This window comes from Achromobacter sp. GW823-FHT04E03, from assembly GCF_058796095.1.
Genome location: NZ_JBXAIJ010000004.1, coordinates 73286 through 92680 on the forward strand (window position 1 = coordinate 73286; position 19395 = coordinate 92680).

Below are 19395 nucleotides of genomic sequence, written 5' to 3' on the forward strand. Positions count from 1 at the left end.
ATGTAAACCTGACTACTGGCATTTCCCCCGCAATGGCTTTACTTCCTATTCTTCGCTACCCGGACCCGCGCCTGCACAAAAAGGCCAAGCCGGTCGCCGAGGTCGACGACCGCATCCGCCAACTGGTGCGCGACATGGCCGAAACCATGTACGACGCGCCGGGCGTAGGCTTGGCCGCGACCCAGGTCGACGTGCATGAGCGCGTCGTCGTGATCGACGTGTCCGAGGAAAGCAACCAGCTGCTGGTGCTGATCAATCCCGAGATCACCTGGCGCAGCGACGACTACAAGATCTACGAAGAGGGTTGCCTGTCCGTGCCCGGCGTCTATGACGACGTCGAGCGGGCCTCCCGCATCCGTTGCAAGGCGCTGGATATCGACGGCAAGCCCTTCGAGTTCGAGGCCGACGGCCTGCTGGCCGTGTGCGTGCAGCACGAGCTTGACCATCTGGAAGGCAAGGTGTTCGTGGAATACCTGTCCAGCCTGAAGCAGAACCGCATCAAGACCAGGCTCAAGAAGGCCGAGCGCGAAGCGTTGCGAGCGTAAGGGGCTCACCCCCTACCCGCTGCGCGGGCCCCCTCAGGCGGGCCGCCGTCCAAGGGGTGGCTCAGGCGAACCGGCAAAGCCGGATCCGCGGCGCCCCGGATCGGCCAGGCCTCCTGGCTGCGGGCAACGCGATTCTTTGAACGTCCGTTCCATTTCATTCTTCTTTTCTCGTCCCATGCGCCTAGTCTTTGCCGGCACGCCGGAATTCGCCCGTATCGCCTTTGACGCCCTGCGCGCCGCAGGCCACGAGATCCCGCTGGTCATGACCCAGCCCGACCGCCCGGCCGGGCGCGGGCTGAAGCTGACGCCCAGCCCCGTGAAGCAGGCGGCGCTGGACGCCGGCATCGAGGTCGCCCAGCCGCGCAGCCTGCGCCTGGACGGCCGCTATCCCGAAGAGGCCGGCGAGGCCCGGGCCCTGCTTGAGCGTGTGGCGCCCGACGTGATGGTGGTGGCGGCCTATGGCCTGATCCTGCCGCAGTGGGTGCTGGACCTGCCGCGCCTGGGCTGCCTGAACATCCATGCCAGCCTGCTGCCGCGCTGGCGCGGCGCCGCGCCCATCCAGCGCGCCATCGAAGCCGGCGACGCGCAGACCGGCGTGACCATCATGCAAATGGATCAGGGCCTGGATACGGGTGACATGCTGCTGGAACGCATCGTGCCCATCGGCGGCGACACCACGGCGGCCGAACTGCACGATGCATTGGCGCTGGCGGGCGGGGAGGCGATCGTTGCGGCGTTGGACGCGCTGGCTCAAGGCGGACTGACGCCGCGCAAGCAGCCCGAGGCCGGCGTGACCTACGCCGCCAAGCTAGACAAGGCCGAAGGCGCGCTGGATTGCACGCAGCCAGCTGAACTGCTGGCGCGCCGCGTGCGCGCCTTCAATCCCGTGCCGGGCGCCAGCATCCGCCTGCCCGGCCTGGCAGATCCGGTGAAGGTGTGGCGCGCGCAGGCGCTGGACCAGGCCACGACGGCCGCGCCAGGCAGCGTGCTGCGCGCCGATGCCACGGGCATCGACATCGCCACCGGCAACGGCGTGCTGCGTCTGTTGGAACTGCAGAAAGCGGGCGGCAAGCGCCAGCCCGTGGACGTGTTCGCGCGCGGCTGGCAGCCGGCCTGAACCCGCCGGGGCCAGGCGGCCCCGGGATCTTTCTTCAATACAAGGTGCTGGCCACGCGGGCAGGCAATTCGCGGTCGTAGGTGACGCCGTCGAAGGTGCCCGCCGTCAGGTCCGACAGGATGCGGCCCACGCTGGGCAGCGCGGTGCGCGGCACCTGTGTCGCCGGATCCCATAGCTTGGAGCGCAGCAAGGCGCGCGAACACTGGAAGTACACGGTGTGCACGTCCACGACCAGCACCGAGCGCGGGAGCTTGCCGTCCATCTCGAAGCGCGCCAGCAGCGCCGGGTCCACGCTGATGCGCGCCGCGCCGTTGACCCGCAGGGTCTCGCCCACGCCCGGCACCAGAAACAGCAGCGCGACCCGAGGATCGGCCAGGATGTTGCGCAGGCTGTCGATGCGGTTGTTGCCGCGGCGGTCCGGCAGCAGCAGCGTCTTGTCGTCCTCTACCACCACGAAGCCGGCGGGATCGCCGCGCGGCGAAGCGTCCAGGCCATCGGGGCCCGCAGTGGCCAGCACCGCGAAAGGCGCCGCTTCGATGAAGGCGCGGTAGTGCGGATGCACATGATCCACCTCCTTCTTGATGGAGGCTTCGCCGGACGCGCCATACAGCGCCTGCAGGGCGTTTGCGTCGGTGACCAGATGGGCGGGATCGATATGCATGGCTGCGGGTTCCAGGTTCAGGCCAGCGCGGCTGGCAGGTCGGCAACGGTCAGGAACAGCTCGTCGGGGCCGCGTTCGCGCAGGGCCTCGACATGGTTATAACCCCAGGCGACGGAACCGATACGCACGCCGGCCTTGCGGGCGGCGTCGATGTCGCGCATTTCGTCGCCCACCAGCAGGAAGCGCTCGGGGGCGGTGCCATGCTGCTTGAGCAGGCGGTCGATCTTGGCGGACTTGCCGAACAGGTCGGTGCCGCATTCGTAGTCGTCGAACAGGGCGGCGGTTTCCGCGCCCAGCACGCGCTGCACGTTCTCGATGGAGTTGGAGCTGACCACCGCCAGCCGCAGCCCGCCCGCCTTCAGGCGCGCCAGCGCGTCGGGAATGCCGTCGAACAGGTGCACGCTGGGGTCGATTTCCTGCATCAGCGTGCGCACGTGGGCCATGATGGCGGGCAGCTTCCACAGCGGGATGCCCAGAAACTTGAGGATCTCGGCGGCATCGCGATGGCGCAGCTGGTCGCGTTCGGAGGCGTCGATCTTGCGGAAGCCATATTTGTCGGCCACCGTATTCAGGATGGAGTTGAACCATGGCATGGTGTCCGCCAGGGTTCCATCAAAATCAAAAGCGGCGATGTCGTATTTCAAGTCGCGGGTCTCTGAGCCTGTTGATGCTGAAAATAGCGTTGTGCCGGCCCTAGGCGCCATTCGGATGCAGCAGATAGTGCACGACGGGAGCCAGGCCCTCGAGCGGCGGCGCGCCGGCCACGACGCGGGCGGCGCTGGTCCAGGGATAGTCCAGACCCAGCAGCCAGCCGAACACGGCTTCGGTGTCGTGCGCGGGCAGCGTCACCATGGTTTCGATGGTGATGACGAGGTTGCTCGCGCGATAGGGCTCGGGCTGGAATTCCCAGTCATAGCGGCCACAGCCCACCCGGACGTTGCCCGTGGCCTTTTCCGTCATGCCCACGATCCAGTCGCACTGGTAGGCGGGCAGGCGCGCTCCGGCCTCGGGTCGCGCCAGATAGAACGTGTAGACGTTGTCGTAGGTCTGGCCGAACTTGCGCACCAGCGTATCGGTGATGGCGGCCAGGCCGTGCGACTCGGGCGGGAAGGCGATGGCCTGCGTGCGCAAGGCCATCTTCAGCACGGCGTCCGGCGCGAACGCGCGCGCCATGTAGTGCGGGCGGTTCTCGTCCTTGGCATGAAAGTAGTCGCGCAGGACGGACTCGGTGCTGGCGGGAGTCAACGCATGGGTGGGCATTGCGGGGCTTCCGTTGTGGTCGGGTGGATGGATGGCCTCAGGCCTTGATCTGTTCGAACCACTTCGAGACATTGGGCGGTTCGTACATGGCGTAGCGGTCCAGCAGCAAAGCAGGGTCCTCTTCCACCACCAGCATGTCGCGATGCTGGGGGCGGATGAATTCTTCCTCGACCGCATGGTCCACGAACTGGACCAGCGCGTCGTAGTAGCCGGCAATGTTCAACAGGCCGCAGGGCTTCTGGTGCATGTTCAGCTGCGCCCAGGTCCAGACCTCGAAGAACTCTTCCAGCGTGCCCGCGCCGCCGGGCAGCGCGATGAAGCCGTCGGCCTTCTCCATCATCATGGCCTTGCGCTCGTGCATGTTCTGCACCAGGTGCAGCTCGGTCAGGCCGCGGTGCGCCTGCTCCTTCTTCATCAGCAGTTCGGGGATCACGCCGATCACGCGGCCGCCGGCGGCCAGCACCTCATTGGCGACCACGCCCATGATGCCCACGACCGAGCCGCCATACACCAGCCCCAGATCGCGCCGCACCAGTTCGCGGGCCAGCACGCGGGCCTGCTCGATGTAATCCGGCCGGGCGCCCGGGTTCGAGCCGCAATACACGCAAATGTTCTTCAAAGTCATAGATCTTCGGGTGATGCCCATCCCGTTACAGATTGCGTCACGGGTTTTCGGGAAGCCCATAGTTTACGCAAGGATCGAAAACCGTTTTCGCCGGGCAATTTGGAGGGGGCGCAGGCAATGTTTGGACACAGCATGTTCCGCCACGATCGGTAGACTGGGTTGTACGGAGAGACTGGAAGCCCAGTGTCGCAGTGCTTTCACTTAACCAAGAGGAGCCACGATATGGAACAAGCAACCCGTACCCAAGCGCAGGCGAACCGCCCGTTCGACATGGACGTGAAGGCCATACGCGCCAAGGCGCGCCAGGACATCGAGTCCGGCGCCGTGACCGACACCTATCGCGCCGACCGCCAGACCGTGCTGAAGCTGCTGAATGAAGCGCTGGCCACCGAGATCGTCTGTGTGCTGCGCTACAAGCGCCACTACTTCATGGCCCGCGGGCTGAACGCCGAGCCCGTGGCCGCGGAATTCGCCGAACACGCCACGCAGGAACAGGACCATGCCGACCGGCTCTCGGAACGCATCGTGCAGCTGGGCGGCGAGCCCAACCTGTCGCCCAAGGGGCTGTTGGAGCGCAGCCATTCCGAGTACGTCGAAGGCACGTCGCTGGAGGACATGATCAAGGAGAACCTGATCGCCGAGCGCATCGCCATCGACAGCTACCGCCAGATGATCGAGTACATCGGCGAACAGGACACCACCACGCGCCGCCTGCTGGAAGAGATCCTCGCGGTGGAGGAAGAGCACGCCGACGACATGTCGGACTTCCTGGCCAAGCGCTAGCGGACGCGCCGCGCCGCCCGGGCGTCATGGCGGCGCGCGGCCGCGTCCAGCGCCGCATGATGGGTCTCGGCCCAGCGGTCCAGCGCGATCAGGGCCACGTTCAGGGATTGGCCCAGTTCGCTCAGCCGGTAGTTCACGTGCGGCGGCACGGTGCCCAGGTCCTCGCGCAGCACCAGGCCGTGACGCTCCAGTTCCTTGAGCGTCTGGGTCATGACCTTCTGTGAAATCCCGTCCAGCCTGCGCAGCAGCTCGTTGTTGCGCATGGGGCCATGTTCCAGCGCAGGCAGGATCAGCGGCACCCATTTGCCGGCAATCAGTTCCAGCGCTCGGCGCGACGGGCAGGCAGCGTCGAACACGTCGCCCGAGGGCACGGAGGCGGATGGCTTTTTCATAGTTACCAAAAGGTGCGTACTTGTCTTGTGGTAACTATAGTCTCTAAGCTAGCCGTTCCCTGGTTCTGGCAGGAGGCCGCAATGGCCTGGTTGATTCTGGTCGCCGCGAGCGCGGTGGAAATCGTGATGGCCCTGGCCTTGAAGTATGCGGATGGCTGGACGCGATTCTGGCCCAGCGTGATCGGCATTGCGGCCGCCCTGGGCAGCGTGTTCCTGCTGACGCTGGCCATGAAGCAGCTGCCTGCTGGCACGGCCTACGCCATCTGGACCGGTATCGGGTCAGTGGGCATTACCGTGCTGGGAATCATGCTGTTCGGGGATTCGCCGTCTGCCGCGCGCCTGCTGTGCATTGCGATGATCGTGGGCGGCGTGGCGGGGCTCAAGCTGCTGGAAGCCTGAGCTGCGCGCGGCGGGCGCCGCGCGCGGGAGCGGATTCAGATCGCGTCGGCCCAGAGGTCGTATTCGTCGGAATCGGTGACGCGGGCGCGCACCAGATCGCCCGCCTTCAGGGGCTTGTCCGAGCTGACGTAGACGCAGCCGTCGATTTCAGGCGCATCGGCGCTGCTGCGGCCCACGGCGCCGTCTTCGTCCACTTCGTCGATCAGCACGTCGATCTCGCGGCCCACCTTCCTGGCCAGGCGGGCGGCGGAGATCGATTGCTGCAGCTCCATGAAGCGTTCCCAGCGTTCCTGCTTGACCTCGTCCGGCACCGGATTGTCCAGCAGGTTCGCGGGCGCGCCTTCCACCGGCGAATACTGGAAACAGCCCACGCGGTCCAGCTGCGCTTCCTGCATCCAGTCCAGCAGGTACTGGAAGTCTTCCTCGGTTTCTCCGGGGAAGCCGACGATGAAGGTCGAACGGATCGTCAGGTCCGGACAGATCTCGCGCCAGCGCTTGATGCGGGCCAGGGTCTTGTCCTCGAAGGCCGGGCGCTTCATGGCCTTCAGGATGCGCGGGCTGGCGTGCTGGAACGGGATGTCCAGGTAGGGCAGGATCTTGCCCTCGGCCATCAGCGGGATCACTTCGTCCACGTGCGGGTACGGATACACGTAGTGCAGGCGCGTCCACACGCCCACCTCGGACAAGGCCGTACAGAGCTCTGTCATGCGGGTCTTCACCGGACGGCCGTTCCAGAAGCCGCTGCGGTACTTCACGTCCACGCCATAGGCGCTGGTGTCCTGCGAGATCACCAGCAATTCCTTCACGCCCGCCTTGACCAGGCGCTCGGCCTCGCTGAGCACGTCGCCCACCGGCCGGCTGACCAGGTCGCCGCGCATCGACGGGATGATGCAGAAGCTGCAGCGGTGATTACAGCCTTCCGAAATCTTCAGATAGGCGTAGTGCCGCGGCGTGAGCTTGATGCCTTGCGGCGGCACCAGGTCCAGGTAGGGGTTGTGGTCCTTCTTGGGCGGCGCTGCCTCGTGCACCGCGCGCACCACCTCTTCGTATTGCTGCGGGCCGGTCACGGCCAGCACGCTGGGGTGCACGTCGCGGATCACCGATTCCTCGACGCCCATGCAGCCGGTCACGATGACCTTGCCGTTCTCGGCCAGGGCTTCGCCAATGGCCTCCAGCGATTCCGCCTTGGCGCTGTCGATGAAGCCGCAGGTATTGACGACGACCACGTCGGCATCGTTGTACTCGGGCGTGACTACGTACCCTTCGGTGCGCAGTTGGGTCAGGATGCGCTCGGAGTCGACCAGGGCCTTGGGACAGCCCAGGGAAACGAATCCCACGCGCGGGGTCCGGCCGTCGGCGTTGGCGGCGGCGATGGTGTCGGCCAGGGCGGAGGTGGCGGACGCGTTCGCGTCAGCGTCGTTGGCCTTGCCGGGGCCCTTGCCAGGCCGGGAGGTTTCGAGGATTTCCAATGTCGTTCACCAAAAAATCGCGCGGCAAGCGTGTCGCGCGGCGGATGTGTTGTTCGTGTCGGGCGAGGCCGGGGCGGCTGGCCTCAGGATTCAGCGTGTTCGTTGGCGGGCCACGGGGGCAGCTCTCGCAGGGTCTCGGGATGCATCATTGCTACCTGCAGCAGGGTCTTCGCCGCGCCCGAGGGGGTGCGCCGTCCTTGCTCCCAATCTTGCAGAGTGCGTACGCTCACGCCCAGCAGTTCAGCGAAATCCGTTTGCGGCAGGCCCACGCGGCTGCGTGCTTCGCTGATATGCGACGCCTGCCACGGTACGCTGCGCGCCGTCGGGGCAGCATTCTTCATGGCTCTTCAAAAGTCGGGCGCCTGTGTGGCGTCCCAGGGGGTCATGCCGTCGCACCATAAAGGGGGGGCGACGGCGAATCTTTAATTATACGGCATTGCCGTAGGCCAGGTGCGGCAGGACCGATACTTGATGGACCATGGCGTGCCTCTTAGCCCGGCAGTGGGCACCTTCACACTGTGAGAAGGTCAAGTCGATCGCGAATGCTGGCTGCTCCAATACACATCAGACAAGCCCAGCCGCTGGTTCGCGTCGCGGGCCAGCACGAACATCAGATCCGAAAGCCGGTTGAGGTACTGGCGCACCGTCGGGCTGAGACTCCCGGTGCGCGCGAGCGCCACTACCGCGCGTTCGGCGCGGCGGCAGACGGTGCGGGCCATGTGGAATTGCGCCGATGCGCGCGAGCCGCCAGGCAGGATGAATTCCTTCAGGGGCGGCAGAGCGGCGTTGTAGTGCGCCAGGCGGCGGTCCAGATGGGCGATCTGTGCCTCGTCCAGCGCGCGATGTCCGGGGATGCAGAGCTCGGCGCCTATGTCGAACAGGTCGTTCTGGATGATGTGTAGATCCGCCGCGACTTCGTCGGCCAGATTTTCCGCAAGCAATACGCCGATGACGCTATTCAGTTCGTCCACATCGCCCAAGGCGGCGATGCGTGGGGCGTCCTTGGGCGTGCGCGAGCCGTCGCCCAGTCCGGTGGTGCCGTCATCGCCGGTGCGGGTGGCGATGACGGATAAACGGTTGGCCATGGTTTCCTTCCTGGGTCGGGCTGCGCGCGGCGCGCGCGCAAGCGTCTGACGGGGCCGCGCCCCTTGTCCTAGATGGAGCGTCCGCCGTCGACCGGGACCTCGACGCCGGTCAGGAAGCGCGCTTCGGCGCTGGCCAGGAATACGGCCACGTTCGCCACGTCGTCGGGATCGCACATCCGGCCCAGCGGTATCGTCGACACGAAGCGGGCCCGGTTTTCGGCATTGTCGGCCACGCCCATGAAGTCGTTGAGCAACCCGGTGGGCGCCATGACCGGCGAAATGAGATTGACGCGGATGCCGTCCGAGGCGAGCTCGGCGGCCATGGACTTGGTCATGACCCTGACCGCGCCCTTCGAACTGTTGTACCAGGTCAGGCCGGGACGCGGTCGGATGGCGCCCACAGAGCCTACATTGATGATCACGCCGTCCTTCTTCTCCCGCATCAGGGGAATGACCGCCTGCGTCATGAGATAGATCGACTTCACGTTGACCGCGAAAACGCGGTCGAAGGTCGCTTCGTCCACGTCCAGCATGGGCTGGTTGCGGTGCGTGGTGCCGGCGTTGTTGATCACCACGTCGGGCGCGCCGAAGCGCTCCACGCAATGGCGCACCATGGCCTGCACCTGGTCGCCGTTGCTGACGTCGCAGGCGACGGCGCTACCGTTCTCGGCCAGTTCCTTGGCGACCCGCTGGGCGGCTTCAAGATTGAGGTCGGCGAGGACGACCTTGGCGTTTTCCTTGGCATAGGCGCGGGCGATGGCGGCGCCGAACCCGCTGCCCGCTCCCGTTACGATCGCGATCTTGTTGCTCAATCCGGACATGATGGCATTCCTTATGCGTAGTGTTGAACAATGGTCTTGGTCGTACTCATTTCTTCCAGGGCGAGAAACCCCTTCTCGCGGCCGTATCCGCTTTTCTTGACGCCGCCGAAAGGCAGTTCCACGCCGCCACCCGCGCCGTAGCAATTGATGAATACCTGGCCGCTGGCGATGCGTTGCGCCAGGCGGGACTGGCGGCTGCCGTTCTCCGTCCAGACGCCCGCGACCAGGCCGTAGTCCGTCGCATTGGCCAACCGTACGGCGTCGTCCTCGTCGCTGAACGGCATCACGGACAGCACCGGGCCGAAGACTTCCTGGCAGGCCAGGCGATGTTCGCGGGGGACCGGGCCGAACAAGGCCGGCTTGACGAAGTACCCACCGCCGGGCAGGTCCGGCGCCAGGCTGCCTTGCGCAAGCATCGGCACGCCCATGGCGGCGGCCTCGGCGATGAAGGCCTGCACCTTGTCGCGTTGTCGCGCGTTGATCAGCGGACCGCAGTCCAGATCCATCTGCGGCGTGCCGACCTTCAGCGCCGCGAAATGGGTCGCGATGATATCGACGAAGCGGTCATGAATACCCTGCTGCACCAGCAGGCGGCTGCCGGCCGAGCAGGTCTGCCCCGCGTTCTGGACGATGGCCCGGACGATGATGGGCGCGGCCTTGGCCGGGTCCGCGTCGTCGAATACGATTTGCGGCGACTTGCCGCCCAGTTCCAGCACGCAGGGTACATGGTTGCGCGCGGTGGCTTGCTGGACCTGGATGCCGACTTCCGGGGACCCGGTGAAGGTCGCGAAGTTGATGCCGGGGTGCGAGGTCAGCGCCGCGCCGGCCTCCGCGCCGTACCCCGTCACGATGTTGAGCGCGCCAGGCGGAAGACCGGCTTGCAGCGCGAGTTCGCCCAGCTTCAAGGCGGTCAGGCAGGCGTCCTCGGAGGGCTTGACCACCGCCGCGTTGCCCATGGCCAAGGCCGGCGCTAGCGTGCGTCCCATCATTTGCGCGGGATAGTTCCAGGGAATGATGTGGGCCGTGACGCCGTGCGGAGTGCGGACCACGCTGACGTTGTAGCCGGCCAGGTAAGGAATGGTCTGCCCGTGGACCTTGTCGGCCGCGCCGCCATAGAACTCGAAGTAGCGGGCCACGGCCCCGGCGTCCGCGCGTGCCACGGACAGGGGCTTGCCGGTATCGCGCGCTTCCAGATCGGCCAGTTCTGCGCCATGGTCCAGAATGAGCTGCCCCAGGCGTTGCAGGATCCGGCCGCGTTCGGTAGCCGTCATGCTGCCCCAGGCGCCTTCCACCGCCCGCCGCGCTGCCGCGACCGCCAGCTCCACGTCCGCCGCCCGGCCGCGCGCGATCCGAGTGAAGGCCTCCCCGCTACAGGGATCGATGACATCTATCGTTTCGCCGTCGAGCGCATCGACCCACCGGCCGTCGATCAACAATTTGTTCACGCGCCGCTCCTTAATGTTGAGACGGCGGCAGCGGCCTCGAAGGCGCGCTGCCGGCCGCAGCTGCACGCCGTCAGGCTTGCGAACGGATGCCTTCGGGCTCGACTTCGCTCATGAACTTGGGATCGTTGTAGTGGTACAGATCGTCCAGGTAGGGCACGAAGAAGTCGTAGAAGGAGCGGGAGTCGTACTTGGCCTTTTCGCCCGGTTTGACACAGGCCGGGATGGGGCCGACATTGGCGTCGTCGTCGGGGTAGAAGAAGAACGTGAGCGCATAGCGCTTCATCGGCGGATTGACCACGCGGTGCGGGGTGGCGATGAAGCGGTCATTGGACAGGCGGTTGAGGACCTGGCCGGTGTTCACGATCAGCGCGTCCTTGACGTAGGTGACGTTGAGCCATTCCTTGGATGGCGTCATGACCTGCAGGCCCGGCACTGGCGTCATCGGCAGCAGCGTCAGGAAGCTGCCGTCGGAGTGCGGAGCCAGGGCGTACTGGCCTTCCTCCATGCGTTCTTCCGGGTGGTAGTAGGCGCAGCGCTGGTAGTACTCGGGCGCCTTGAACATATCGTTGAAATACTCGGCCGGCAGATCGAGCGCCCGCGCATAGATCGGCAGCAGCTTGGTCGCGAGCGCCTCCATGGAGGTCTGGTAGTTGAACAGCGTTTTGCGGAATTCCGGCAGGCTTTCGGGCCATTGGTTCAGGCCGCGGTGCCGCACGTTGGCGACCACCTTGGGATCATCGGCGGTGCGGTTGCGCATGAAGAGCCACGCGGCATTGGTGTCCTTCTTGGTATTGAGCGCGATCTTCTCTTTGATGGCGGTCGATTGCAGGATCGATGCCTTGGGCGGCAGATAGCCCTGGTGGTGGAAACCGACCCGGTGCCTGAGCTTCTCCTCCATCGGGATCTCGAACAGCTGGGCGGTCTGGCGGAATGACTCGTCGATGAGTTCCTGCGGAATGCCGTGGTTGACGATGGCGAAGAAGCCCAGGTTTTCCTGGATCCAGCGCACGTCCGCTGCCAGTTGTTCGAGGGCGCCGGGTTCGCCGGCCAGATAGGGGCCGACGTCGAGAATCGGCAGCCCCTTGCCGCTTTCGATGGCTTGCCTGACGTTTTCCGAAGCGCTTACCTGATTCACTGAAGTAGTCATGATCCATGTCTCCTTGATGTACTGGTAGTTACCAAACCACTCTGGTCTTCAAACACTCGGACGGCGTTTTCATCAGTTCCAGAACTTGCACTTGGATTCCGCCTTGGAGGCAAACGCCTGCTCTCCGGGAATCATCTGCACCTGCTTGTAGTAGTCCCAAGGCCCCTTGGATTCGGCCGGGCTCTTGATTTCCATGAGCCGAAGGTCGTGGACCATGCGGCCGTCCTCCCGGATGTAGCCGTTCTGGGTGTACATGTCGTTGATTCTCTCTTTCCTCATCTGCGCCATCACATCCTCGGCCTGGCTGGTGGCCGCGTGCTGGACAGCCTTCAGGTAGTGCAGCGTCGCCGAGTAGCTGGCCGCCTGCATGCTGGTGGGCATCTTGCTCATCTTTTGCTGGAAACGGGCGGCCCAGGCGCGCGATTTATCGTCCGAGTCCCAGTACCAGGCTTCGGTCAGGTTGATGCCGCGGGTCTGCTCCAGGCCCAGCGCATGCACGTCGGTGATGAACAGCATCAGGCCCGCCAGTTTCATCGACGAAGACAGGCCGAACTCGCTCGCGGCCTTTACGGAGTTGATGGTGTCGGAGCCGCCGTTGGCCAGTCCCAGGACCTGCGCGCCCGACGCCTTGGCCTGCAGCAGGAAGGACGAGAAATCGGGCGTGGACAAGGGGTGGCGCACGCTGCCCAGCACGCTGCCGCCATTGGCCTTGACGACCTCGGTGGTTTCTTTCTCCAACGACTTGCCGAAGGCGTAGTCGACGGTCAGGAAGTACCAGGTCTTGCCGCCTTGCCGTGTCATGGCGGTGCCGGTGCCGCGGGCCAGGGCCACCGTGTCATAGAGGTAGTGAACCGTGTACGGCGAGCATTCCTCGTTGGTCAGCTGGGCGGCGACCCCGCCCGTGACGATGACGATCTTTTTCTTTTCCGCCGCGACCGTGGCGATGGCCAGGCTGGTGCCCGAGCTGGGACCGCTGATGATCATGTCCACCCCTTGGGTGTCGAACCAGCCGCGCGCTGCGGTCGCCGCGACGTCGGGCTTGGCCGAGTGATTGGATGTCACGACCTCGACCTTCTTATCGTTGACCTGGCCGCCGAAGTCGGCAATGGCCATTCTTACGGCCTCGGTGATGCCGGCTCCGCCCATGTCCGAATAGATGCCCGACATGTCGGCCAGCACGCCGATCTTGATGACGTCGCCGCTCGCCAGGACCCAGGCGGGGACACAGGACGCGAGGCAGAACAGGGACGCCATGACGCGGCGGCCCGGCGACGGAAGCTTGCGCAACGAACAGCGATAGGAAGAAGTTTTCATGCCTGTCTCCTTGGGTTCGGTTCCGCCGGCGTTATGTCACCGGTCGGCTGGTCCGTCGCGCCGCGGCGCAGCGCCAGGACCTTCTGCAACTGCGTCGGGTCCGCCAAATTGCTTGCTACCGCAAGGCAGTAATCCCACAGCGTCTCGTCGACGTTGGCGCCCAGCTGTACCGCGTTCGCCAGCCGCAGGACGGCCAGGCGGTCATGTTTGAATCTCACACTGCGCTGCAACAGCGATAGCGCGGCCGAGCACGCGTCCTGCCGCTGCGCAGTTGATGCCTGGGAATGTGCTCCCAGGCGCTGCGTCTTCTTCAACGATCGGATCAGCGCGCGCGACATGGGTCAGTCCACCTGAGCGCCCGAGGCGCGCACCACGTCTCCCCACTTCAGGGCGTCGGCCCGCAGGATGCTGGCAAACTCATCCGGCTGCGTGATGTAGGGCTCGGCGCCCTGGGCCGAGAAACTGGCCGCGACTTCCGGCATGCGTAGGATGTCGTTCACATCGCTATTGATCTTTTGGATCAACGCGGGGGGTGTGCGTCCGGGGGCCATGAGGCCGAACCACGGATTGACGTCGAAGTCCTTGAACCCGGCCTGAGCGATGGTGGGAATGCTGTCGAATGCGGCGGCGGGGCGCGCGCTGGTGACGGCGATCGGATAAAGGGTGGAACTCTTGAGGGCGCCGATGACGGAGGGCAGGCTGGTGAACACCACCTGGATCCGTCCCCCCATCAAGTCCTGCAGCGCCGGCGCCGCGCCCCGGTAAGGAATGTGCGTGAGCTTGACGCCGGTGGCGGTGTTGAACATCTCCCCCAGCAGGTGGTTGACGGAGCCATTGCCGGCCGAGCCGTAGGTGATGTGCGACGTGCGCGCGGCAGCCACGACCGCGGCAACGGTCTTGAACGGCGAGTCCGCCCGGGTCACCATCACGAATGGCAGGGTCGCCAGCGTGGCGACCGGCGCGAAATCCCGGACCGGATCGAAGGAAAGCTTGCGGTACAACGCGCCGTTGATGGCTTGGGTGCCGACGTAGCTCATCAGCAGGGTGTAGCCGTCGGGCGCGGCGCGCACGACCAGTTCCATGCCCACATTGCCGCCCGCGCCTGCGTGGTTCTCCACCACCACCGGTTGGGCCCATTTCGCGGTGAGTTTCTGGCTGATGATGCGGGCCAGCACGTCGGAGGCGCCGCCGGGCGTCTGCGGGACGATGATCCTGACCGGCTTGTCTGGAAATACGGCGTCGGCGCCTGCGGCCGGCGCGGCGATGCAGACGGCGGTCAACAACGATGCGAACAGGCGTGTGAGCATGGCGGATCCCCAGGGGTCAAGAGTCGAGCGTGGCGCCGGCAGCCGCGAGTATCCGGCTCATCTGCTGGCGCAGTGGGGCGTCGAACAAGTTATCGTCGGCGCGCGCGATGGTGTGTGCGATGCGCATTTCGAGCATGCGCCGCAGCCGGTAGCGCAGCCGCTGGGCGTGCAGGCGCTGGCGCCGCGCCGGATCAGTGGCGCGCCAGGCTTGATGCCGGTCTATGGCCTCCGATAGAGCCCGGACCGAGTCCGGTTGCGTCGACGAGGCCAGCAGCACGGGCGCGCGCCAAGCGCCCTCGGGCTGCCGGCTCACGGCGGCGATGCGCTGTATGTCGGTGGCCATTCTTTTCGCGCCCGGCAGGTCTGCCTTGTTGACGACATAGATGTCGGCCATTTCCATGATGCCGGCCTTCATGGCCTGGACCATGTCGCCGCTTTCGGGCAGCAGAACCAGCACCAACGTGTCGACCTGCGCGCGGGCTGCATATTCGGCCTGGCCGATGCCGACCGTCTCCAACAGCACTTCGTCGAAACCGAACTCGTCCATGATGTCGAGCATCTCGGGCAAGTTGTCGGCCAGCCCGTCGCAAGTGCGGCGCGAACCCAGGGAGCGGATGTACAAGTCGCCGATGCCGGCGAGGTCGTCCATGCGCACGCGGTCGCCCAGGATGGCGCCGCCGCTGTTGGGGCTGCTGGGATCGACGGCCAGCACGCCCAGCCGTCCCCGCGGCGCGCGTTCCAGCGCCAGGTGTCCGACCAGGGTGCTCTTGCCGGCGCCCGGAGCTCCTGTGATGCCGATCCGTCGGGCGGCGTGCGTCGCTGCGTCACGCAGGGCGAAGCGCGCCACCTCAGCGGCGTCGGCGTTGGCCATGCGCGTGAGCGCGCGGCTCAGCGCCCAGCGGTCCAGGGGCGGGGCGCTCATGTCCTGACCCTGCCCAGCACTTCGTCGCCGTGCTCGTCCAGCAGGGGGGGCAAGCCATAGGCGGGCGCATAGCCCTGGAAGCGAATCGGGCTGGCCACGGCCTGCAGCGGCAGGCGGCCATCGCCCAACGCCACGACCAGTTCGCGGGCAGCGGCGATGTCGCTGGAGAGCGCCGCATTCAAGGTGCCGACCTCGGCCGCCACCACGCCCAGCGGGCTCAGGCGACGCACCCATGCGCTGGCGGGCATCTGGCGCAGCACTTGCGCGATGGCGGCGATGACCTCGGCCCGATGCTTGCGACGTCCCGCCATGGTGGCGAACTTCGGGTCCGCGATCCATTCAGGGCGGCCGATTTCGTCGCAAAAGGTCTTCCAGAATTTGTCGTGGGTGATGAACAGCGTGAGCCAGCCGTCCGCCGTCGCGAAAATCTGCGCCGGCACCACATAGGGGTGCGAGGAGTCCGCCAGGCGCCCTATGGTTTCGCCTGCATTCAGCGCCGCGCCTGCCAGGTAGTTGAGCTGCGAGAGCATGACGTCGTACATCGCCACGTCGACCTGGCCGCCCTGGCCCTGGACGATCTTGGCCAGCAGTCCTACTGCGGCCACAAGGCCGGCGGAGTTGTCCACCGCCGAATAGCCGGCCTTGGTGGGCGGCGCGTCGGGGTCGCCGGTCAGCGCCATGACGCCCGTCATCGCCTGGATGACATAGTCGTAGGCGGGATTGTCCGCGTAGGGGCCGTCCAGCCCATAACCCGTGAGCGCCACGCAGACCAGCCGTTCGTTCCAGCGCCGCAGCGCGTCGTAGGTGAGGCCGAGCTTGCGGATGGCCGAAGGCCGCAGGTTGGTCACCAGCGCGTGCGAGGTTTCGACGATGCGCCCCAGCGCCGCGCGGCCTTCGTCGCCGGCCAGGTCGAGCACCACGCTCTTCTTGTTGCGGTTCAGGCTGGCGAAGTAGGCATTGTGCGGACCCACGAAATGGGGGCTGACGTTGCGGCCGATGTCGCCTTCTGGCGTTTCGATCTTGATGACCTCGGCGCCCATGTCAGCCAGCATCAGGCCGCAGTAGGGGCCGGCCAGCATGTGGCCAACTTCGACGATCCGGATCCCCGCGAGCGGCGCATTCATGACAGACTCTGCGCCAGGGCCCGGACCATGTCGTCCAGCGGCATATCGGCGGTGAAGATCGCGGCCACGCCCAGTTCTTTCAGGTAGGGCCAGTCCTCGGCGGGAATGGTGCCGCCCACGAAGACCTTCACGCCGTGCGCCCGCAGTTCGCGCAGCTGCGCCATGACTTCGGCGACCAGTTCGCGGTGGCTGCCGGACAGGATGCTCAGGCCGACCGCGTCCACGCCTTCGTCCACCGCCACCTGCGCTATCTGCAGCGGGCTGCGGCGCAGGCCGGTATAGATGACTTCCGCGCCTGCGTTGCGCAGCGTCAGCGCGACGATCTTGGCGCCGATGTCGTGGCCATCCAGGCCGGGCTTGCCGATCAGGATACGCTTGGCCGCCAGGGCGGCAGAGGTCTGTTGGGCGCTCATAGATTCACCGGCTCCTTGAATTCGCCCCATTTTTCCTTCAGGCGCTCCACCATCTCGCCCACGGTGGCGTAGGCGTGGCAGCACTCCACGAGGTAGGGCATGATGTTCTCGTTGTCCTTGGCGGCCACGGCGGAAAGCCGGGACAGCGCGCGGTCGACCTCGGATTGGCGGCGCGTGTCCAGCACCCGTTGGTACTTTTCGAGCGCGCGCTCGGCCACGGTCGGATCCAGCTTGAAGACCTCGCCGACCTTGATCTCCTCGTCCGCCTTCCTGAAGTAGTTTTGGCCGATGATCGCGTTGTGGCCGGAGTCGGTGTTGAGCTTGCGCTCCAGGCCGCGCTCGGCCAGGCGCAGCTGAATCCAGCCGTCTTCGATGGCCGGAATCACGCCGCCGTAGGCGTCTATTTCGTCCATCACCTTGGTGATCTGCGCTTCCATCCGGTCGGTGTGCTGCTCCAGGAAATAGCTGCCGCCCAGGGGGTCGACAGTGCGGCCTATGCCGCTCTCGAAAGCGATGATCTGTTGCGTGCGCACGGCCAGTTCGGCCGAGAATTCGGTGGGGATCTGGAACGCCTCGTCGAAGGCGCAGGTGAAGATGGATTGCGCGCCGCCCAGCACGGCGGCCATGGTTTCCACCGCCACGCGCACGACGTTGTTGTAGGGCTGGGGCGCCACCAGCGAGGAACCGCCGCACACCACGCCGAAGCGGAAGTGTTGCGCTTTCGGATCTTTTACGCCGTAGCGTTCCTTCATCAGGCGGGCCCAGAGCCTGCGGCCGGCGCGGAATTTGGCGATTTCGTCGAAGAAGTCCATGTGGACGTAGAAAAAGAACGACAGGCGCTTGGCGAACTTCTCGACATCGCCGCCCCGCGCGCGCAGCTCCTCCACGTAGGCCAGGCCATTGGCCAGGGTGTAGGCCATTTCCTCGGCCGCGGTAGAGCCCGCGTCGCGCACGTGCGCGCCTGCGATGCTGATGGGGTTGAAGCGCGGGGAGACCTCGTTGGAGTACAGGATCGAATCCGCGATCAGCCGCATCGACGGGCGCACCGGGAAGATCCAGGTGCCCCGCGCCACGTACTCTTTGAGGATGTCGTTCTGGATGGTGCCGGTGAGCTTTTCGCGCGGCACGTTCTGCTTGTCGGCCACAGCCAGATACATGGCGTAGATGATGGCGGCCGTGCCGTTGATCGTGAACGAGGTCGATATCTTCGACAGGTCCAGGTCCTTGAACAGAATCTCGGCCTCGCTCAGGTTGGAGAGCGATACTCCCACCTTGCCGATCTCCGGACGCGCCATCGGGTGTACCGGATCCAGGCCGCACTGCGTGGGCAGGTCCAGCGCCACGGACAGGCCGGTCTGCCCTTTTTCCAGCAGGAACTTGTAGCGTTCGTTGGATTCTTCCGCGGTGCCGAAGCCGGAGTACTGGCGTATGGTCCAGAGGCGGCCTTGATAGCCGTCGGGGAAGATCCCTCGCGTGTAGGGATACTCGCCGGGCGCGCCGATGCGGGCGGGGTCGACCGCGTCCGCGCCGACGCTGGTGGGGACCTCGATGCCGCTGGGGCTGGAGGAACTCAACTGCGGTTCCATGTCGCGCGGTTCGCGATTCTGGTCGGCGCTCATTTGGCACCCCTCGCAAGAAACGCGTCGGACGCGCGCCAGTGATCCTCATGCAGCCAGGTGCCGATCGCGTGCTGCCGTTCGACGGCGCGGCGCGCCTCGTACGATGCGCCTTGGCGCCAGGCCGCGGCTTGCGCCTTGATGGCTCGCAGCACCTGTGGCGCGCAGAGCCGCAGCGGCTTGAGGAAGGCCTGCATGTCCGCGCCCGCCGGCCCGTCGAAGACGATGGCGTCGGCCAAGCCCCAGTCCAGAGCCAGCGGCGCGTCTATCAGTTCGCCGCGGCCCATCATGCGCATGGCGCGGGCGCCGCCGGCTAGTTGGCACAGATCGACGCCGCCGCCCCACACGGACGAGATGGCCAGGCGCGCCTGGATGAAGCCGATGTGCGCGTGGCTGGCCAGTATGCGCAGGTCGCAGGCCAGGGCCAGCTCGGCGCCGCCGCCGATCGCGTCGCCATTCAGGTAGGCCAGCACTGGCACGGGGCAGTTGCGCACCGCGTCCAGCGCTGCGCGGGATTGCTCGGCCATGTCAATGGCTGCGGCTTCGTCGCGTACTTCGGCCAGTTCCACCAGATCGCCGCCGGCCGCGAAGAACCGGTCGCCGGCGCCGGTCAGGACGATGAAGCGCGTATCCGTGCGCGCGCCCGCCGCAAGCACTGCCAAGCCGAGTTCGGTGAGCACCCTGCGGGCAAGCGCGTTGTGCTTATGCGGCCGCTCGACGGTGATCCACACCTCGCCGCCGGCGCGCTCCTCTACCGCGATGTCCTTGTTCGTCTGCACGCTTTCTGATCTCCGTCGAGGTGTATTGCGTGCTGAGGATGGTATGAAGCAAAATATTCGGGAACAAGGACACTTGTTCGGTATTACGAACAAAATCCTGCGGCAAATCGGGAACGGAACGGATTTATCGGATTTATTCAGCGGGCTGAATTACGGCTATCCCACTTTCCA

23 protein-coding genes are annotated in these 19395 nt (G+C 65.8%); 4 read left to right on the forward strand and 19 right to left on the reverse strand.

Features of this window, described 5'->3' with window-relative positions; translation table 11 throughout:
* The first annotated feature begins 32 nt into the window (after positions 1 to 32).
* Positions 33 to 545, forward strand: coding sequence for a peptide deformylase (def, locus tag AC1RHV_RS25460; protein ID WP_054457743.1), 513 nt, complete (start codon positions 33 to 35; stop codon positions 543 to 545).
* 175 nt (positions 546 to 720) lie between these two features.
* Entirely contained in the window at positions 721 to 1662 is a 942-nt protein-coding gene (gene fmt, locus AC1RHV_RS25465; RefSeq protein WP_192492741.1) for a methionyl-tRNA formyltransferase, read from the forward strand.
* 34 nt (positions 1663 to 1696) lie between these two features.
* On the opposite strand, the gene AC1RHV_RS25470 is transcribed toward fmt, so the two are convergent.
* The 4 genes from AC1RHV_RS25470 to AC1RHV_RS25485 are packed head-to-tail and all read right to left on the reverse strand — an operon-like array spanning position 1697 to position 4208.
* Positions 1697 to 2323 (reverse strand): pyridoxamine 5'-phosphate oxidase family protein, encoded by a 627-nt coding sequence (locus AC1RHV_RS25470; RefSeq protein ID WP_054457741.1) that lies wholly within the window; start codon positions 2321 to 2323, stop codon positions 1697 to 1699.
* Positions 2324 to 2340: 17 nt separating this feature from the next.
* Positions 2341 to 2967 (reverse strand): HAD hydrolase-like protein, encoded by a 627-nt coding sequence (locus AC1RHV_RS25475; RefSeq protein WP_054457740.1) that lies wholly within the window; start codon positions 2965 to 2967, stop codon positions 2341 to 2343.
* Between the two features lie 49 nt (positions 2968 to 3016).
* Complete coding sequence (locus tag AC1RHV_RS25480) at positions 3017 to 3583, reverse strand: hypothetical protein (RefSeq protein ID WP_175163468.1); 567 nt, start codon at positions 3581 to 3583, stop codon at positions 3017 to 3019.
* A 37-nt stretch (positions 3584 to 3620) separates the two neighbouring features.
* Positions 3621 to 4208, reverse strand: coding sequence for an LOG family protein (locus tag AC1RHV_RS25485; protein WP_054457738.1), 588 nt, complete (start codon positions 4206 to 4208; stop codon positions 3621 to 3623).
* Between the two features lie 222 nt (positions 4209 to 4430).
* On the opposite strand from AC1RHV_RS25485, the gene AC1RHV_RS25490 reads away from it, so the two are divergent.
* Complete coding sequence (locus AC1RHV_RS25490) at positions 4431 to 4991, forward strand: ferritin-like domain-containing protein (RefSeq protein ID WP_119450197.1); 561 nt, start codon at positions 4431 to 4433, stop codon at positions 4989 to 4991.
* Here the strand turns inward: AC1RHV_RS25490 and AC1RHV_RS25495 are convergent.
* Entirely contained in the window at positions 4988 to 5383 is a 396-nt protein-coding gene (locus tag AC1RHV_RS25495; protein ID WP_119450198.1) for a winged helix-turn-helix transcriptional regulator, read from the reverse strand. The two genes, AC1RHV_RS25490 and AC1RHV_RS25495, sit on opposite strands and share 4 nt — an antisense overlap.
* An 81-nt stretch (positions 5384 to 5464) precedes the next feature.
* Between AC1RHV_RS25495 and AC1RHV_RS25500 the strand changes: the two genes are divergently transcribed.
* Positions 5465 to 5782 carry a DMT family transporter gene (locus tag AC1RHV_RS25500; RefSeq protein ID WP_042796135.1) on the forward strand — a complete coding sequence of 106 codons (318 nt, stop codon included), beginning with the start codon at positions 5465 to 5467 and terminating at the stop codon, positions 5780 to 5782.
* A 35-nt stretch (positions 5783 to 5817) separates the two neighbouring features.
* On the opposite strand, the gene rimO is transcribed toward AC1RHV_RS25500, so the two are convergent.
* From rimO to AC1RHV_RS25570, 14 genes are all read right to left on the reverse strand, one after another.
* Positions 5818 to 7155 carry a 30S ribosomal protein S12 methylthiotransferase RimO gene (rimO, locus tag AC1RHV_RS25505; protein ID WP_492302307.1) on the reverse strand — a complete coding sequence of 446 codons (1338 nt, stop codon included), beginning with the start codon at positions 7153 to 7155 and terminating at the stop codon, positions 5818 to 5820.
* Between the two features lie 179 nt (positions 7156 to 7334).
* The gene (locus AC1RHV_RS25510; protein WP_054457735.1) at positions 7335 to 7592 is read right to left on the reverse strand and encodes a helix-turn-helix domain-containing protein; all 258 of its coding nucleotides are present in this window, start codon (positions 7590 to 7592) and stop codon (positions 7335 to 7337) included.
* Positions 7593 to 7778: 186 nt separating this feature from the next.
* Positions 7779 to 8336, reverse strand: coding sequence for a cob(I)yrinic acid a,c-diamide adenosyltransferase (locus AC1RHV_RS25515; RefSeq protein WP_313388520.1), 558 nt, complete (start codon positions 8334 to 8336; stop codon positions 7779 to 7781).
* A gap of 68 nt (positions 8337 to 8404) precedes the next feature.
* A complete protein-coding gene (locus tag AC1RHV_RS25520; RefSeq protein WP_313388521.1) occupies positions 8405 to 9157 on the reverse strand; it encodes an SDR family oxidoreductase in 753 nt (250 codons plus the stop codon).
* A gap of 11 nt (positions 9158 to 9168) precedes the next feature.
* On the reverse strand, positions 9169 to 10602 hold the full coding sequence (locus tag AC1RHV_RS25525) for an aldehyde dehydrogenase family protein (RefSeq protein WP_492302224.1): 1434 nt from the start codon (positions 10600 to 10602) through the stop codon (positions 9169 to 9171).
* 70 nt (positions 10603 to 10672) lie between these two features.
* A complete protein-coding gene (locus AC1RHV_RS25530; protein WP_313388523.1) occupies positions 10673 to 11749 on the reverse strand; it encodes an isopenicillin N synthase family dioxygenase in 1077 nt (358 codons plus the stop codon).
* A 72-nt stretch (positions 11750 to 11821) separates the two neighbouring features.
* Complete coding sequence (locus AC1RHV_RS25535) at positions 11822 to 13063, reverse strand: ABC transporter substrate-binding protein (RefSeq protein ID WP_376784741.1); 1242 nt, start codon at positions 13061 to 13063, stop codon at positions 11822 to 11824.
* Positions 13060 to 13401 (reverse strand): hypothetical protein, encoded by a 342-nt coding sequence (locus AC1RHV_RS25540; RefSeq protein WP_313388524.1) that lies wholly within the window; start codon positions 13399 to 13401, stop codon positions 13060 to 13062. The genes AC1RHV_RS25535 and AC1RHV_RS25540 overlap by 4 nt, the downstream gene beginning before the upstream one ends.
* 3 nt (positions 13402 to 13404) lie before the next feature.
* Positions 13405 to 14370 (reverse strand): Bug family tripartite tricarboxylate transporter substrate binding protein, encoded by a 966-nt coding sequence (locus tag AC1RHV_RS25545; RefSeq protein ID WP_492302225.1) that lies wholly within the window; start codon positions 14368 to 14370, stop codon positions 13405 to 13407.
* Positions 14371 to 14386: 16 nt separating this feature from the next.
* Complete coding sequence (locus AC1RHV_RS25550) at positions 14387 to 15292, reverse strand: ArgK/MeaB family GTPase (protein ID WP_313388526.1); 906 nt, start codon at positions 15290 to 15292, stop codon at positions 14387 to 14389.
* The gene (locus AC1RHV_RS25555) at positions 15289 to 16416 is read right to left on the reverse strand and encodes a CaiB/BaiF CoA transferase family protein (protein WP_492302226.1); all 1128 of its coding nucleotides are present in this window, start codon (positions 16414 to 16416) and stop codon (positions 15289 to 15291) included. Before AC1RHV_RS25555 ends, AC1RHV_RS25550 begins: the two co-directional genes overlap by 4 nt.
* The gene (locus AC1RHV_RS25560; RefSeq protein WP_118933575.1) at positions 16413 to 16829 is read right to left on the reverse strand and encodes a cobalamin B12-binding domain-containing protein; all 417 of its coding nucleotides are present in this window, start codon (positions 16827 to 16829) and stop codon (positions 16413 to 16415) included. The genes AC1RHV_RS25555 and AC1RHV_RS25560 overlap by 4 nt, the downstream gene beginning before the upstream one ends.
* Positions 16826 to 18448 (reverse strand): acyl-CoA mutase large subunit family protein, encoded by a 1623-nt coding sequence (locus AC1RHV_RS25565; RefSeq protein ID WP_313388528.1) that lies wholly within the window; start codon positions 18446 to 18448, stop codon positions 16826 to 16828. Before AC1RHV_RS25565 ends, AC1RHV_RS25560 begins: the two co-directional genes overlap by 4 nt.
* A complete protein-coding gene (locus AC1RHV_RS25570) occupies positions 18445 to 19224 on the reverse strand; it encodes an enoyl-CoA hydratase/isomerase family protein (protein WP_492302227.1) in 780 nt (259 codons plus the stop codon). The genes AC1RHV_RS25565 and AC1RHV_RS25570 overlap by 4 nt, the downstream gene beginning before the upstream one ends.
* Between the last annotated feature and the right edge of the window lie 171 nt (positions 19225 to 19395).